Below are 15,004 nucleotides of genomic sequence, written 5' to 3'. Positions count from 1 at the left end.
CTGCTTTATGAAACGCTTCCTGAAATCGGGCCTGGTGCTGTTGGGACTGGGCCTGTTGCTGCACAGCCCAGCGGCCCGCGCGCAGGGTGGATATGGCTACGGCCCCGGCATTCCGGCCTGGGCGCCGGCCGTGGGGCCCGAGGTGCAGTATTACTACATCCCGGAAATCGACGGCTACTACGACCTCTACAGCCGCTCCTACCTGTTTTTCGACCCGTACTACAACTCGTGGGTGAGCGCGCCGGTGCTGCCCCAGCGCTACGCCAGCTACGACCCGCGCTTCTTCCATCCTGTGGTGATTCAGTACGTGGGCCGGCAGCCCTGGGGCTACCTGCGCGACCACCGCGCCTACTGCGACCGGTGGGGCGTGCGCCCCGGCCGCTACTACGGCAGCCGCTGGCCCGGCCGTGGCTACGTGGCCAACCCTTACGGTGGCTACCGCAACGGCTATCCTGGCAACGGCTACTACAACAACGGTTACCATGCCGGCCGGCCACAATACTCGCAGCAAAACCCCGCAGGTTACTACAGCCGCCGCAACGACGACTACCGCAACGGCTACAACGACCGGGACGGCCGCAACACCCGCAGCGACGACCGTAACCAGCAAGACAACCGGGGTAGCTACGGCCAGCCACAGCAGCCCGCCCAGCCGGCTCCCAGCAACGGCCGGGGCAGCCGCGGCCGGGTATTCTAGCTTTCCAACCTGCCGCTTATTGCCTCCGTTAAGGGCATACCCTCAACTGTTTGCCTTTTTTCACCGCTTCCCTCCTACCCATGAACTTCCTTCCTAAACTTGCGCTATCGGGCCTACTGGCTCTTTCGCTGCAAGGTGTTGCGCATAGCACGCAGGCCCAGGTTAATATCAACATCAACCCGCCCAGCTGGGGCCCGGCCGCGCCGGCCGGCACGCAGTACTACTACGTGCCCGAGTACGGCGGCTACTACGACCTGCGCGACCAGCAATACGTGGTGCAGCGGGAAGGCCGCTGGACCCGCGTCCGCAGCCTCAGTGGGTACAATCCCAGCAGCTTCCACCCGGTAGTCATCAACTACGTAGGAAGTCAGCCCTGGACACTTATCGGACGGCACCGCCAGCAGTATCCGGCCAGCCTGCCGCCCGGCCAGGTGAAACGCCTCGAAAACGGCAAAGGTCTGCCGCCCGGCCAGGCCAAGAAGCTCGGCTACGGCCACCCCGGCAACGGGAATGGCAAAGGCCACGGCAAGGGCAAGCACTAGCGGCCCCTACGACCCACCACTACCGAAAAGCGCCGACCTCAATGGGGCCGGCGCTTTTTTTGGATTACGGCATCCGGTAAAACTGTATTTTCGGCCGCTCTTTTCCCTGTTCACGCCGCACCGTATGGTTTTCAGCAGTACGCTCTTCCTGTTTTACTTTCTGCCGGGCTTCCTGCTGCTCTATTTCCTGGCTCCGCACCGGCTCAAGAACGCCGTGGCCCTGCTCGCCAGCCTCGGCTTCTACGCCTGGGGTGGCCTGCCCTTCCTGGCCCTGTTCCTGGCCTCGGTGGTCGTCAACTTCGTGCTCATCCGCTTCATGGACCGCGCCGCCGTGCCCTGGCACAAGCGCATTTACCTCATCATCAGCATAGTGCTCAACGTTGCCATGCTGTTCTACTTCAAGTACGCCAACTTCTTCCTCGAAAACGCCAGCGCCGTCAACTCTGCCCTCGGCGGCGCGACCCTCACCTGGCAGAAAGTGGTGCTGCCCATTGGCATCTCCTTCTTCACCTTCGAGAAGCTCACCTACACCATCGACGTCTACCGTGGCGTCAACCGCCCGCTGCGCTCGTTCTGGGATTTCCTGCTCTACATCATGCTCTTTCCTAAGATGATTGCCGGCCCCATCGTGCGCTTCCACGAAATTGCCGGCCAGCTCACCGACCGTCGCGCCTTCGACACGGTCGACCACAAGCTGGCCGGCCTGTTCCGCTTCGGCGTCGGCCTGGCCAAGAAAGTGCTTATCGCCAACGTGCTCGGGGCCGAGGCCGACCGCCTCTTCGCTTTGCCCCCGGCCGAGCTCTCGGCCCCGCTGGCCTGGCTGGGGGCCGTGGCCTACACGTTTCAGATCTATTTCGACTTCTCCGGCTACTCCGACATGGCCATCGGCTTAGGCCGGATCATGGGCTTCCAGTTTCCCGAGAACTTCAACAACCCCTACGTGTCGCGCTCCATCACCGAGTTCTGGCAGCGCTGGCACATCACGCTGGGGCGCTGGATGCGCGACTACCTCTACATTCCGCTCGGCGGCAACCGCGTGAGTGCGAGCCGGCTGTATGTGAACCTGTGGACCGTGTTCATCCTCTCGGGCTTCTGGCACGGGGCGGCCTGGAACTTCATCGTGTGGGGCGCCTTCCACGGCCTGTTTCTGGTGCTGGACCGGCTGTTTCTGCTGCGCGTCTCGCAGCGGCTGGGCGTGCTGAGCGTGGTGCCAACTTTCCTGGTGACGGTGGTGGGCTGGGTGCTGTTTCGGGCCGAGAGCCTGGGCGCGGCGCTGGCGTATCTGCAGCGCATGTTCGGGGGCGGGCTGGCACCGCTGCCCTACTTCACCACCGAGTTCTGGGCGATACTGGCGCTGGCAGCGGGCTTCTCGTTTATGGCGGCGCTGCCGCGGGTGGAGCGCTGGGAAGTGAGCCTGCTGGCGGGCGAGCGGCTGGCGCTGCCGCGGGCCGTGGGCCTGAGCGTGGCCACGGCCGTGCTGCTGGTGCTGAGCGCAGGCGCCATCCTTGGCAGCTCGTTCAATCCGTTCATTTACTTTCGGTTTTAGGCTGTGGCTGCTTCTTCGTCCCCTCGGCTGAAAAAGCTGCTGCTAGGTGTGCTGCTGCTCCTGCTCATACTACCAGCCATACAAGCGCAGTTTGGCTGGTTTAAAACCGCAGAACTGGATGGCTACGCGGAGCAGGCCCCGCATCCTGACTTCACGACCGAAGGCTTGCTCGACAACAGTTATCAGTCGGCGCTGGAGAAATACGTGGAAGACCGAATTGGCTTCCGGGAGCTGTTTATTCGGCTGCGCAATCAGCTGGCGTACTCGCTGTTCAGCGTAGGCAAGGCCAGCAAGGTGCTCATCGGCGACGACAACATTCTGCTGGACGAAACCGCCATCCGGGCCTATCTGGGGCAGGATTTCAAGGGCCAGGCGGAAATCGTGCGCAATGTGCGCCGGTTCAAGGCCGTGCAGGATACGATGGCCAAGCAGAATATCCTGCTGGTATTCGCCATCGTCCCGGACAAAGCCAATTACTACAGCACGCAGTTTCCCGACCGTTTCAAACACCTGCCGCGCAGCACCAGCAACTACACGGCCTACGCCCAGGAAATGCGCATCAAAGGAGTCAACCTGATTGACCTGGCACACGTGTTCCGGCAGTGGAAAGACACCGCCGCCTACCCGCTGTTTCCGCGCGGTGGCATCCACTGGAGCGGCTACGGAATCACGCGCGCCGCCGATACGCTGTTTCGCTATATCGAGCATAAAGGCCAGCTTGACCTGCCTGACTTTCATGGCGAAGGCCGGGAGGTCACCTACAACACCCGTGACACGGATGCCGATGTGGCGGACGCGCTGAATCTGCTGGTAAGGCCGAAGCCCTTTCAGATGGCCTACCCCAACATCGTATTCAGCGAGCCCAAAGCCGGCCAGCAAAAGCCCAACCTGCTGCTGATAGCCGACAGCTTTGGCTGGGGCCTGATTGGATTTTACCCGTTCCTACCCAAGCTGTTCAACGAGAAATTTCAGTTCTGGTACTACAACCGTGCAGTAGGCCCCGGCGACCCTACGCAGCCCGGCGGGCCGCCCGTAGAGCGCGAACTGGACCGCAAAACCGAGCTTCTGAAACAGCGTGTGGTTCTGGTGATGTTCACCCAGCATAACCTGGGCACCTTCGACAATGGGTTCAGTGCCAGCGCCTACAACATCTTCTTTCCGCTCACTGCCGCCGACACAGCACAGATCCATCAGATTGAGCAGAAAATGAAGCAGTCCACCGCGCTGCAGGATTCGCTGTGGCAGGAAGCTAACGCCACCAACCGCGACTACAACGAGCTGCTACACGAGCGGGCCGTTCAGCGCTACGAGCAGATCCGACCATGACACTGTTTATTTCTTTCCGCGGGTTCGTTGCGTGCCGGATATGCTCTTGAAACGACTTCTACTCTTCGGCCTGCTGGCGGTGTTGCTATTGCCAGCTCTGCAAGCCGAGTTTCACTTCGTGCAGCTACAACCGCTGGGCGGGTTTGAGGAGCGCAGCTCTTACCCGGGCTTCAGCCAGGAAGCCCTGCTCGATAACACGTACCAGACTGCCATCGAGCGGTATACGGAGGAGCGCCTGGGTTTTCGCGAATGGCTGATCCGCATCTACAACCAGTGGAACTACTCGTTGCTGGGCCGGCTGCGCAACACCACCATTGCCGTTGGGCGCGACGAGCAGCTTTACCAGTTTGCCACCATCAACTCTTACCTCGGGCGCGACTTTCTCGGCGACGACGAAATTGCGTTTCGGCTCCGCCGGCTTCGGCGGGTGCAGGACACTCTGCGGGCCCACGGCACCCAGCTATTGGTAGTGCTGGCTCCCGGCAAGGCCCGTATCGTACCGGAGTTTCTGCCTGACTCATGCGCGCAAGTGCTGGCAGTGCACCCTTCCAACCTCGACGTGCTGGCGCGGCGCCTGCCCGAGTCGGGTATTGCAGTGCTGGATGCCGGCCAACTGCTACTGCGCTGGAAAGACACCGTCGACTACCCGCTGTTCCCACGCACTGGCACGCACTGGAGCGGCTTCGCAGTAAGCCTACTGGCTGATACGCTATTCCGGCGGGCCGAAGCCCTCACTGGCCACGACCTGCCGGACTTCCAGCGCAGCGGCGGCGTAGTGCGCACGCAAATAGCCGATCTGCGCCACACCGACAACGATTTGGGCAACCTGCTAAACCTGGTCTGGAACGTGGCGCCGTATCCACTGTACTACCCCGAAGTGGTTTTTCAGCCAGCTGAAGGCAAGCATCAGCTTAATGCGCTTATCATCGGCGACAGTTTTGCTCAAAGCCTGTATGGCTTCTATCCCTACTTTGATAAGCTGCTTGCACCACAGGCCCGTTTCTGGAGCTACAACCAGTACACGTTCTGGCCCGAACAGACGCCCAATGAAAGCCGCACCGTGCACGACCTCAACCTGCGCGAGCAGTACGCAGGCCGCGACATTGTGATTTTACTGGCTACAGAACAGAACCTACCCCAGTTTGGCTTCGGCTTCATTGACGACGCTTTCAACTTATATGTACCCCGTACTGCCAAGGATAGCCTGCGCACCCAGAAGCTGGAAAAGCAGATTCTGGCCAGCCCTGACTGGGCCGAGCAAATGGCCCGCAAAGCCACCGAGCAGAACCGCGACCTGCTGCAAGTAGTGCACGACGACGCCCAGTATATGGCCGACCGAGAAAGGTAGGCGGCGCTTATGCCTGCGCCGCCGCCAGCAGCTTGGGCCAGTTCTGCTTGCGGCGGGCGGCGGTGGGCGTGGGCATCTTTCCCGCGGCCATCAGGGCTTCGATGCAGATCATGTCGTCGTCGCGGTTCATGGCGGCGGCGGCTACCAGGCGGTTTTGGTGGGCGTAGAGGGCCAGGAAGTTGTGGCGGCGCACGTCGCCGTGGAAGATGATTTCGTCCCAGGCTTCGGCGTGGCCCACGTAGCGCAGGCTTTTGCCGAACTGCTGGGTCCAGAAGAACGGTACCGCGGCGAAGGGTTTGGCCTGGCCCAGCATGTTGCGGGCGGCGGCGGCTCCCTGCTGCTGCGCCACGCGCCAGTGCTCTACGCGGTGCTGCCCCAGGCCGGCGGCCAGCGGGAAGCGCGCAATGTCGCCGGCGGCGTACACGTGCTCGGCGGCCAGCAGCTGGGCATCCACCCGCAGGCCACCGTCTTTTTCCAGCTCGAAGGTGTGGGCCAAGAACTCGGTGGCGGGCCGCACGCCCACGCCCAGCACCACTACATCGGCGGGCAGAAGCTGGCCTGTTTTGAGCTGCACGCCCACCACGCGGCCCTGCTCCCCTACCAATTCGGCCGCTGCGGCTTCAGGCTTGAAGCGCACCCCGTGCCGCCGGTGCAGGTTGCGGAACATAGCGCCAATCTTGGGCCCCAGAACCCGCTCAAACGGCTCTTTTTCCTGGGCTACCACCGTTACGTGCCGGCCTTCAGCGGCCAGGCTGGCGGCGGCTTCCATCCCGATAAACCCAGCGCCGATGATAACGATGCGCGCGTCCGGGCCGGCGGCTTTCCGGATGGCGTCGGCATCGGTGGGGGTGCGCAGGGGCAGCACGTTGGTGAGGTCGTGGCCGGGCAGGGTGGGCAGCAGGCTGGGCGTGCCGCCGGGGGCCAGCAGCAGCTTGTCGTAGTGCAGGGGGCCGCGGCCGCTCAGCTTCAGCTCGCGGGTACGCAGGTGCAGGCCGGTGGCCCGGGTGTCGGTCAGCACTTCGATATCGTGCTGCTCGTAGAAATCGGGCTGGCGTAGCGGCAGGGCCTTTTCGTCGGCTTTGCCTGCTAGGTAGGGCTTGCTAAGCTTGGTCCGGTCGTAGGGCAGGGCTGCTTCAGCCGTCACCAGCACAATGCGCCCGCCGAAGCCTTCCTGCCGGAGCGTCTGGGCGGCAAACTGGCCGGCCGCGCCACCGCCCACTATCACGAACGTGCGGCTGTCTGGGGCAGCGGCGCTGGGGGCCGGGGGCTGGCCGCCCACCAGGGCAGTAGGCGTGGCATCGGGGCTAGCGGCGGAAGCGGGCGGGTTGCGGGGCACCTGTACCCACACCCGGCCTTCGTGCACGCGCACCGGGAAGGCGGGCAGGGCATCCAGCGCCGGCGGTTCGCAGAGGGCGCCATCCGTCACGCGGAAGCAGGCGTGGTGCCAGGGACACACCAGCTGCTCGCCCACCAGGCGGCCCTTTTCCAGCGGCGCGCCATAGTGCGGGCAATGCGCAGCCAGCGCGTAGTAGCGGCCGGCGCGGCGAATCAGCAGCACGTCGGTGCCGTGGGCGGAGTAGGTGCGCATTTCGCCGTCCTGCAGGGCGTCGGCTGGGGCGAGGTTGGTTTCGGTGGGCATAGCGGTGGCGGAACTGGATATGGGTTGCTTAGCCAACGCGGAACAGCGCAACCGGGTTGAGTGGGCGCTGCGTATGCAGACTTCCCACCATCCTCACCACCGCCATGCCCGCCGCCTACAAACCCATCAGCTGCAGCTTCTACGACGAGCTGGAGGCCCGCGCCACCACCGGCCAGCCCTGCACTCTCACCTACCGCACCGAGCCCGACACGCCGCCCAGCACTTACCACGGCACCATCCAGGACCTCTACACCCAAGACAAAGTGGAATACCTGCGCCTCGCCGACGGCTTCGAACTGCGCCTGGACAACCTGCTGGCCGTGGATGATAAGGAGTTGCGGAATTACTGCTAATTGCCTGCTACCCCAAAAGCAAAGCGGCCGCCCCACTTGCGTGAGGCGGCCGTTGCCGTCGTAATCGTCCACAAAATCCGTGTAATCCGAAAAATCCGGCTAAATCCGTGATTTAGAATTCCGCCGATTTCGGGAAGCGGGGGAAGGGAATGACGTCGCGGATGTTGGCCATGCCGGTCACGAACAGGATGAGGCGCTCGAAGCCCAGGCCGAAGCCGGCATGCGGGGCGCTGCCGTAGCGGCGCGTGTCGAGGTACCACCAGAGGTCTTCTTCGGGCACGTGCATTTCCTGCATGCGCGTGCGCAGCTTCTGCAGGTCTTCCTCGCGCTGCGAGCCGCCGATGATTTCGCCGATGCCGGGAAACAGCACGTCCATGGCGCGCACGGTGCGGCCGTCGTCGTCGAGCTTCATGTAGAAGGCCTTGATATCCTTGGGATAGTTGGTCAGGATAACCGGCTTCTTGAAGTGCTTCTCCACGAGGTAGCGCTCATGCTCGCTCTGCAGGTCGGTGCCCCAGTCCACCGGAAACTCGAACTTCTGCTTGGCCGACTTCAGGATTTCCACGGCCTCCGTGTAAGTGAGGCGCTTGAAATCGTTGTCGACCACGAACTGCAGGCGGGCCAGCAGCTCCTTGTCATATTGGTCGTTGAGGAACTGTAGGTCGTCGGGGCAATGGGCCAGAGCGTAGCGCACGAGGCTCTTGAGGAAGTCCTCGGCCAGGTCCATGTTGTCGTGCAGGTCGTTGAAGGCCACTTCGGGCTCAATCATCCAGAACTCGGCCAGGTGACGGGCCGTGTTGGAGTTTTCGGCCCGGAACGTGGGGCCGAACGTGTATATCTTGCCCAGGGCCATGGCCGCCAGCTCGCCTTCCAGCTGCCCCGAAACGGTGAGGTTAGTGGCTTTGCCGAAGAAGTCCTGCTTGTAGTCTACGTGGCCGGCTTCATCCAGCGGCGGGTTCTGCTCGGGCAGGGTGGTCACGCGGAACATCTGGCCGGCACCCTCGGCATCGGAACCGGTGATGATGGGCGTGTGGACGTAGAAGTAGCCGTGGTCGTTGAAGTACTGGTGCACCGCAAACGCCATGGCGTGCCGGATGCGCAGCACCGCCCCAAACGTGTTGGTGCGGGGGCGCAGGTGGGCAATTTCGCGCAGGAACTCCAGGGTGTGGCCCTTCTTCTGCAGCGGATATTCGGCGGTATCGGCCGAGCCGTAGACCGTAATTTCGGTGGCCTGGATTTCCACCGTCTGGCCCTTGCCCTGTGAGGCCACCAGCTGGCCGCGCACGGCAATGGCGGCGCCGTTTTCCACGCCGTCAGCCTTCAGCTTTTCCTCCGGAAACTGCTCGGCGTTGGCCACCACCTGGATGGAATTGAAGCCGGAGCCGTCATTCACGGCAATGAACTGCACGTATTTGTTGCCGCGGCGGGTGCGGACCCAGCCTTTCACCAGCACTTCGCGGTCCAGGTCGGTGCTGCGGAGCAGGTCCTGCACGCTGGTCTTTCGGAGGTCGGACATGAGGTAGTCGGTTCTCGGAGGTTTGGAAATAGATAAGAAAGCAAAGGTAGCGGATTTGGCAGCCCGTTTATATCCTTCTGGCTGTCATCCTGCGCGAAACGGGGGCACCGGCCATGGCGGAGGTGCCCCGAAACGGTTTCGTTCAGGCCTGCTACCAGCCGGCGCTACGCCCGGAATGCCGGCCGCAAGCCAACATTTTCCCCGGAACGCAAGTACAGAAAGGCCTATCTTTGGCTACCATACCCCGTTTTCTATCTGAACAGGGTGCACGCGCTTTTCAGAGTATGCAACGACTGGACATGAAGCAGCTTCTCTCGCAGAAGCTGAGCCCGCAACAGATCCAATTCATTAAGCTGCTGCAAATCCCGACGGTGGAGCTGGAAGCCCGCATCAAGGAGGAGCTGGAAGCCAACCCCGCTTTGGAAGAAGGCGACGAAGCCGACGACGACTTCGAGGACCAGGAAACCGGCGACGATAGCGGCGACGATACCGACGACTTCGACGACCCGGACGCCGAGTTCGACAACCCCGACAATACGCTGGAGGAGGACTTCGACCAGGGCAGCGAGGAGCAGCCCGAAATCGAGCTGCCCGCCAAAGATGAGCCCGTGGAGCAGAAGGAGTCGGAAAGCGCCGACGACCTCGACCTGAGCGACTACCTCAACGACGACGAAATAGCCGGCTACAAAATGCAGGGCGACGGCCCCGGCGACGACGACGACGACCGGGAAATGCCCTTGGCCGACACCAGCGGCTCGCTGATCGACAGCCTGCTCGACCAGCTGGGCTTCGCCAGCCTCGACGAGAAGCAGGAAGCAATTGGCCGCCAGCTCATCGGCTCTATCGACGGCGACGGCTACATCCGCCGCGACTTGTCAGCTATTGCCAACGACCTGGCCTTTGCCCAGAACATTGAGGCCACCGAGGCCGAGGTGGAAAGCGTGCTGCACGTGGTGCAGAGCTTCGACCCGGCCGGCATCGGGGCCCGCGACCTGCAGGAGTGCCTGCTGTTGCAGCTGGAGCGCCGCCCGCAGGACGAGGCCACCGAGCACGCCGAGCAGATCCTCAACGAAACCTTCGACGAGTTCACCAAAAAGCACTACCCCCGCATTCAGCAAAAGCTGGACCTGGAAGACGACGAGCTGAAGGATGCCATTGCCCTGATTCTCAAGCTCAACCCCAAGCCCGGCGGCACCGGCCCCGTGGGCATGGGCAAGGTGCAGTACATCATCCCCGACTTCATCCTGACCAACGACAACGGCAGCTTCAACCTCACGCTCAACTCGCGCAACGCCCCCGACCTGCGCGTAAGCCCGGCCTATACGGAGATGTTCCGGGCCTACGACAAGGGCGCCAAGAAAGACAAGAAGCTCAAGGAAGCCGTGACCTTCGTGAAGCAGAAGCTGGACTCGGCCAAGTGGTTTATTGATGCCATCCGGCAGCGCCAAAACACGCTGCTGCGCACCATGGACGCCATTGTGCGCTACCAGCGCGAGTTCTTCGCCGAGGGCGACGAGAGCAAGCTGCGCCCGATGATTCTCAAGGACATAGCCCAGGAAATCAGCATGGACATCAGCACCGTGAGCCGGGTGGCCAACTCGAAATCGGTGCAGACGGAGTTTGGCATCTACCCGCTCAAGTACTTCTTCTCCGAAGGCATTGCCACCGATTCGGGCGAGGATGCCAGCTCGCGCGAGGTGAAGCACATCCTGAAGGAAATCATCGAGGGCGAGAAGAAAGACCGGCCCCTGAGTGACGACAAGCTGGAAAAAATGCTGAACGCCCGCGGCTACAACATTGCCCGCCGCACCGTGGCCAAGTACCGCGAGCAGCTCAACATCCCGGTGGCCCGCCTGCGCAAAGAGCTGTAGGACAGCGGCGTATTGAACCGAAATAAGAGCATCATGCAGAGGCGCAACCGAAGCATCTTGCCCGTGTGGTAACCTCCTTGATTACTACGCTGGCGAGATGCTTCGGCTGCGCCTCTGCATGACGTTCCCTGTGCTTTACCACTTCCCCCCTTTGCCTCCTTCTTCCTTGACCCGCACACTCGCCACGCTTCTATCGGCCGTTTTGCATCCGTTGCTGGTGCCCAGCTATCTGGTGGCTGTGCTGGCGTATGGGTTTCCGCTGGCCTTGCTGCCGCTGTCGGGGGAGGCGCGCTGGCAGGCGCTGCTACTGGTGTGGGGGCTTACGTTCTGGCTGCCGGGGCTGGCGGTGTGGCTGCTGGTGCGCAGTGGCCGCGTGAGCTCCGTGGAGCTGTATGAGCGGCGCCAGCGCCCCCTGCCGCTGCTGCTGGCCGCCGCCGCCTTTGCCGCCGCCACGGCCCTGGTGGCCTGGGTGCCGGCTCTCCGGGCGCCGCTGCTGCCGCTGGTGCTCGGTGGCATTACGGCGGCCGTGCTCCTGACGCTGCTTATCACGCTGTGGTGGAAAATCTCGGCGCACGGCGTGGGAATGGGCGGAGCCATGGGGCTGCTGGCGCTGCTGGTGGCGCGCCCCGGCTCCTACCCTACCGACGGGCGTGCGGCGTGGTGGCTGGCGGCGGCGGTGCTGGCGTCGGCTGCCGTGTTCTGGGCCCGGCTGCGGCTGCAGGCCCACACGCCCGCCCAGCTGTGGGCCGGGCTGGGGCTGGGCGCGGCGCTGGTATTGGCCGCCGGCCTAGGCTGAGGCGCCCAACCGTTCGTCGGGTTCTTGGGCCGGTTGACCTGCCGGGAAGCCGGGTTGGGCCAATTGGCAGCTAAGGAGCAAATCCGGAAGGAACCGTTGATAGTATGTAGGTACATCAATCCACACATACTACTCCGATGTCTCTGCTCCGCACCTTTGCCCTGTCCGCTTTTCCTCTCTTCCTGGTAGGCCTGTTGATTCTGGAACTGGTGGGGCCGGTGGCACCAGCCACCCTGCGTGCCGTACAGCCGGTGCGGGCATCGGTGGTGCAGCGTGCTACCCCGGTGGCGCCAGCGTCAGCCAGCCGGCTGGTAGCGTCGCTGTAGCCGGTAGCTAGCGCTTAACTGGCAGCCAGCCCGGCCGCGCCCGGCCGGCCCTTACACCCGGATCAGGTAGCGGTAAAAACTGTCGCGGTACGACTTGCCGATGGGCAGGCGGATGCCTTTCGTGAGGCCTACCGTGTTTTCCTCGATGCTGACCAGGTGGTCTACATTAACAATATAGGAACGATGAATCCGCTGAAACTGGCCCATCGGCAGCTGCGCCGCCAGTAGTTTCAGGTTGCTGCTGACCAGCAGCTTCTGCCGCTCCGTCACTACGCTGGCGTAGTCGTCTACGGCCTCTATGTACACGATATCGGCCATGTCTACGCGCAGCAGCCGCGACCCGCTTTTCACGAACAGGGCGGCGGTGTAGCGTGGTATCTGCTCCGGCACCGCGGCCAGCACGGCCGCCAACTGCTGCTCGCGCACGCGCTGCAACACTTGCCGCAGCAGTGCCAGACTGACCGGATACTGCAGAGAAAACACAGCCGGCAGCGCAAGCGCCTGCGTGGCATGCTGCTCCTGGCTGGCCAGCACTATCAGTTCCGACTGGCTGCGCAGCAGCGTCAGCGTATCCAGCACATTTAGGCCAGCAGTGTCGGCGGCCACAAACAGAATATCGGCCTGGCCGCCCTGCCGATAGAAAGCAAGGGCTTCTTCGGCAGTTGCGCAGGAAGCCACCAGCGTCAGGTTGTCGAGTTGCTGCAGGAGTTGCGTGAAGGCAGTACGCTGGAGGTCATTGCCATCCAGCAAAGCACAGGTGAGAGAGGAAGCAGGGAACACAGGTCGGATAAGGGGTAGCCAAATACGCACAGCACCAGGCAATCCATTTCCCTGTTGGTCAGGGGTTTTGTACCCGTGCTGTTGAGCATGGGCCCGATACGGCACCCAACCAAGTGTGTTCGCCCCAACTCGGTGAATACACTATATTCACCGGTCAACGCTCGTTACTTAGCGTTATAATCCGCCGTGGCTCGATGGGGCCGGCTCGTCGTGCATGTGCTGCATCTGCTGGCGCACCAGTTCCTGCACGGCCGGCAGGTCGTAGTCGGCTTCCTGCTGGATGTGCTCCATCAGGCCCCGCATGATGCGCTCCTGACGCTGCCCGTTGGCCAGGGCCTCGGCGTAGGGCGTATCGGGCGAGAACGTCACCTGCGAGTAGAGCGGCAGCCACTGGTCGGGGTACTGAGCCGATATCTTGCTTTCGATTTTCTTCTGCAGCAGAAACCGCGGGTCGGCCACCCGGTCGCGCATCTCCTCGAAGTTGTAGATGGCCAGGTCGGCCATGGCGTCGGCGTTGGGCTTGCGCTGCTGCTGAAACTGCTGGAACACGGTGTGCCAGTCGGGGCCGTGCTGGTCGAGCAGCTCGCTGAGGACGCGGCAGTCCTCAAACCCGGCGTTCATCCCCTGCCCGTAGAACGGCACGATGGCGTGGGAGGCGTCGCCGATGAGCACCACCTCATCCTGGTACGACCAGGGGTAGCAGCGCACAGTCACGAGCGAGCCGGTGGGATTCTGGAAGAAGTCGTCGGTGAGCTCCGGCATCAGCGGCAGCGCATCAGCAAACACTTCTGCAAAGAAGGCTTCCACCTGGGCCGGGGTCTGGAGCGCGGCAAAGGAGTGCGGGCCCTCGTAGGGAAAGAACAACGTGCAGGTGAAAGAGCCGTCGAGGTTAGGCAGCGCAATCATCATGTACTGGCCGCGGGGCCAGATGTGCAGGGCATTCTTTTCCAGCTGCCAGCTGCCGTCGGGGCCGGGTGCAATGTTGAGCTCCTTATAGCCGTAGTCGAGGTAGCTCTGCGAGTAGTTGTAGCGGTCGGTTTTTTGCAGGGCGCCGCGCACGGCGGAGTAGGCTCCGTCGGTCCCGAACAGGCGCTGGTAGGGCTGCACATACTCCTCGTTGGTGGCGGTATCGCGCAGGTGCAATTCCTGGTCGCGCAGGTCTACGTGCAGGCACTGCTGGTCGAAGCGCAGCGTCACGCCCGGCTCGGCCTCGGCCAGATCCAGCAGCACCCGGTTCAGCCCCGCCCTCGACACCGAGTAGATGGCCTGCTGGTCGTGGCCGTAGGGCTGGTGCGTGAGCTGGCCACGCAGGTCGTGCATCACGCGCCGGTACATCGGGATGGCTACCTGCCGCACCTGCTCGCCCACGCCCACGCCTTCCAGCGCCCGCCAGCCCCGGTCGGAAAGCGCCAGATTAATGGACCGGCCCTCGGCGGCCCCTACCCGGCGCGGGTCGGGGCGGCGCTCCAGCACCTGCACCGAGTGTCCGCGCCGCGCCAGATACAGTGCCAGCAAGGAGCCAACCAAGCCGCCTCCCATCAGCGTGAGCGACTCAGAACCAGTGGAAACAGGGTGAACGGGCGCAGACATAGGGCAGACAGGCTGGTGGTGGAACAACTACGAAGCTACGGCTTACCGGCGGATTCTCTGCCGGCCCCGCACCGGGCTTCGCCTGAAACGCGGTGCCGTTCAACGGGCCCCGACCCCGTTTCGACGGAAAGCCCGAACCCTGCAGCTCGCGCGCAGTAAATTTGAATTATTAAACGAAATTATATAACATAACCCCGCTTATGATGCCTCTCGCTGCCTGCCCTGCTGCCCGCCTGCGGTTCCCTGTGCTGCCCGTGCCTACCGGCCCGGTCACCTGGTGGGCTCACCTGCGCTCGGCCCTGCTACCAACCGGGCCAGACGAGGTACCTGAGCCTCAGCCCACTGCCGAAGTGCCGGCTGAGACTGCCGCCCCGGCGGCCTGCGACACGCTGCGCGTCGGCGACTACACTGTGGGCGAGGCAAACTGCCCGGAGCTATACGGCCACCCCGATATCCGCTATTAAGTAGTCAGCAGTTAGATTTTGTTCTGGTTGCGGAAAAGCCGCATGGCGGCGACGAGTGTGCAGTACATCAAGCAACAGCCGGTAACAGCCACGTAAAGGCGACAGATTCGCCGACAGCGGGTTCCTACAACACTGCCGCCGTTGTGCGGCTTGTTGCAGATACTACCTGACTTGATACAATCCTGACGCCGCTACGCGGCTTTCCTGCAG

14 protein-coding genes are annotated in these 15,004 nt (G+C 63.0%); 10 read left to right on the top strand and 4 right to left on the bottom strand.

The annotated features are described in order from the left end of the window. Positions 1–7 precede the first annotated feature (7 nt). From O9Z63_RS18240 to O9Z63_RS18220, 5 genes are all read left to right on the top strand, one after another. Complete coding sequence (locus tag O9Z63_RS18240) at positions 8–697, top strand: hypothetical protein (protein WP_270126813.1); 690 nt, start codon at positions 8–10, stop codon at positions 695–697. A gap of 80 nt (positions 698–777) precedes the next feature. Beyond that, complete coding sequence (locus tag O9Z63_RS18235) at positions 778–1,239, top strand: hypothetical protein (protein ID WP_270126812.1); 462 nt, start codon at positions 778–780, stop codon at positions 1,237–1,239. A 124-nt stretch (positions 1,240–1,363) separates the two neighbouring features. Further along, positions 1,364–2,785 carry an MBOAT family O-acyltransferase gene (locus O9Z63_RS18230; protein WP_270126811.1) on the top strand — a complete coding sequence of 474 codons (1,422 nt, stop codon included), beginning with the start codon at positions 1,364–1,366 and terminating at the stop codon, positions 2,783–2,785. Between the two features lie 3 nt (positions 2,786–2,788). Then, positions 2,789–4,111 (top strand): alginate O-acetyltransferase AlgX-related protein, encoded by a 1,323-nt coding sequence (locus tag O9Z63_RS18225; protein WP_270126810.1) that lies wholly within the window; start codon positions 2,789–2,791, stop codon positions 4,109–4,111. A 46-nt stretch (positions 4,112–4,157) separates the two neighbouring features. Then, the gene (locus O9Z63_RS18220) at positions 4,158–5,459 is read left to right on the top strand and encodes an alginate O-acetyltransferase AlgX-related protein (protein WP_270126809.1); all 1,302 of its coding nucleotides are present in this window, start codon (positions 4,158–4,160) and stop codon (positions 5,457–5,459) included. Between the two features lie 7 nt (positions 5,460–5,466). Here O9Z63_RS18220 and O9Z63_RS18215 read toward each other — a convergent pair whose 3' ends face one another. After that, positions 5,467–7,098 (bottom strand): FAD-dependent oxidoreductase, encoded by a 1,632-nt coding sequence (locus tag O9Z63_RS18215; RefSeq protein WP_270126808.1) that lies wholly within the window; start codon positions 7,096–7,098, stop codon positions 5,467–5,469. 104 nt (positions 7,099–7,202) lie between these two features. On the opposite strand from O9Z63_RS18215, the gene O9Z63_RS18210 reads away from it, so the two are divergent. Further along, on the top strand, positions 7,203–7,451 hold the full coding sequence (locus O9Z63_RS18210; RefSeq protein ID WP_270126807.1) for a hypothetical protein: 249 nt from the start codon (positions 7,203–7,205) through the stop codon (positions 7,449–7,451). 112 nt (positions 7,452–7,563) lie between these two features. Here O9Z63_RS18210 and asnS read toward each other — a convergent pair whose 3' ends face one another. After that, complete coding sequence (gene asnS / locus O9Z63_RS18205) at positions 7,564–8,967, bottom strand: asparagine--tRNA ligase (protein WP_270126806.1); 1,404 nt, start codon at positions 8,965–8,967, stop codon at positions 7,564–7,566. A 284-nt stretch (positions 8,968–9,251) separates the two neighbouring features. Between asnS and rpoN the strand changes: the two genes are divergently transcribed. The 3 genes from rpoN to O9Z63_RS18190 all read left to right on the top strand — a co-directional run bounded on the left by rpoN (position 9,252) and on the right by O9Z63_RS18190 (position 11,960). Continuing rightward, positions 9,252–10,838: an RNA polymerase factor sigma-54 gene (gene rpoN, locus O9Z63_RS18200; RefSeq protein WP_270126805.1), complete on the top strand. Its 1,587-nt coding sequence runs from the start codon at positions 9,252–9,254 to the stop codon at positions 10,836–10,838. A gap of 166 nt (positions 10,839–11,004) precedes the next feature. After that, positions 11,005–11,634, top strand: a complete 630-nt coding sequence (locus O9Z63_RS18195) for a hypothetical protein (RefSeq protein WP_270126804.1) — start codon at positions 11,005–11,007, stop codon at positions 11,632–11,634. A gap of 137 nt (positions 11,635–11,771) precedes the next feature. Continuing rightward, positions 11,772–11,960 (top strand): hypothetical protein, encoded by a 189-nt coding sequence (locus O9Z63_RS18190; protein ID WP_270126803.1) that lies wholly within the window; start codon positions 11,772–11,774, stop codon positions 11,958–11,960. Positions 11,961–12,011: 51 nt separating this feature from the next. Here the strand turns inward: O9Z63_RS18190 and O9Z63_RS18185 are convergent, their stop codons facing one another. Then, positions 12,012–12,740 carry a LytR/AlgR family response regulator transcription factor gene (locus O9Z63_RS18185; protein ID WP_270126802.1) on the bottom strand — a complete coding sequence of 243 codons (729 nt, stop codon included), beginning with the start codon at positions 12,738–12,740 and terminating at the stop codon, positions 12,012–12,014. 174 nt (positions 12,741–12,914) lie between these two features. After that, positions 12,915–14,330 (bottom strand): FAD-dependent oxidoreductase, encoded by a 1,416-nt coding sequence (locus tag O9Z63_RS18180; RefSeq protein WP_270126801.1) that lies wholly within the window; start codon positions 14,328–14,330, stop codon positions 12,915–12,917. A 200-nt stretch (positions 14,331–14,530) separates the two neighbouring features. Between O9Z63_RS18180 and O9Z63_RS18175 the strand changes: the two genes are divergently transcribed. Beyond that, complete coding sequence (locus tag O9Z63_RS18175; protein WP_270126800.1) at positions 14,531–14,794, top strand: hypothetical protein; 264 nt, start codon at positions 14,531–14,533, stop codon at positions 14,792–14,794. The last annotated feature ends 210 nt before the right edge of the window (positions 14,795–15,004 follow it).

Origin of the sequence: Hymenobacter yonginensis (assembly GCF_027625995.1) — a bacterium.
Taxonomy (GTDB): Bacteria; Bacteroidota; Bacteroidia; order Cytophagales; family Hymenobacteraceae; genus Hymenobacter; species Hymenobacter yonginensis.
Note: the sequence above shows the minus strand (reverse complement) of the source record. Positions and strands in the feature narration are given on the sequence as shown.

Coding starts and splice junctions, on each gene's coding strand:
- O9Z63_RS18240 (WP_270126813.1), top strand. CDS start 8: ATGAAACGCTTCCTGAAATCGGGCCTGGTGCTGTTGGGACTGGGCCTG.
- O9Z63_RS18235 (WP_270126812.1), top strand. CDS start 778: ATGAACTTCCTTCCTAAACTTGCGCTATCGGGCCTACTGGCTCTTTCG.
- O9Z63_RS18230 (WP_270126811.1), top strand. CDS start 1,364: ATGGTTTTCAGCAGTACGCTCTTCCTGTTTTACTTTCTGCCGGGCTTC.
- O9Z63_RS18215 (WP_270126808.1), bottom strand. CDS start 7,098: ATGCCCACCGAAACCAACCTCGCCCCAGCCGACGCCCTGCAGGACGGC.
- O9Z63_RS18210 (WP_270126807.1), top strand. CDS start 7,203: ATGCCCGCCGCCTACAAACCCATCAGCTGCAGCTTCTACGACGAGCTG.
- asnS (WP_270126806.1), bottom strand. CDS start 8,967: ATGTCCGACCTCCGAAAGACCAGCGTGCAGGACCTGCTCCGCAGCACC.
- rpoN (WP_270126805.1), top strand. CDS start 9,252: ATGCAACGACTGGACATGAAGCAGCTTCTCTCGCAGAAGCTGAGCCCG.
- O9Z63_RS18190 (WP_270126803.1), top strand. CDS start 11,772: ATGTCTCTGCTCCGCACCTTTGCCCTGTCCGCTTTTCCTCTCTTCCTG.
- O9Z63_RS18180 (WP_270126801.1), bottom strand. CDS start 14,330: ATGTCTGCGCCCGTTCACCCTGTTTCCACTGGTTCTGAGTCGCTCACG.
- O9Z63_RS18175 (WP_270126800.1), top strand. CDS start 14,531: ATGATGCCTCTCGCTGCCTGCCCTGCTGCCCGCCTGCGGTTCCCTGTG.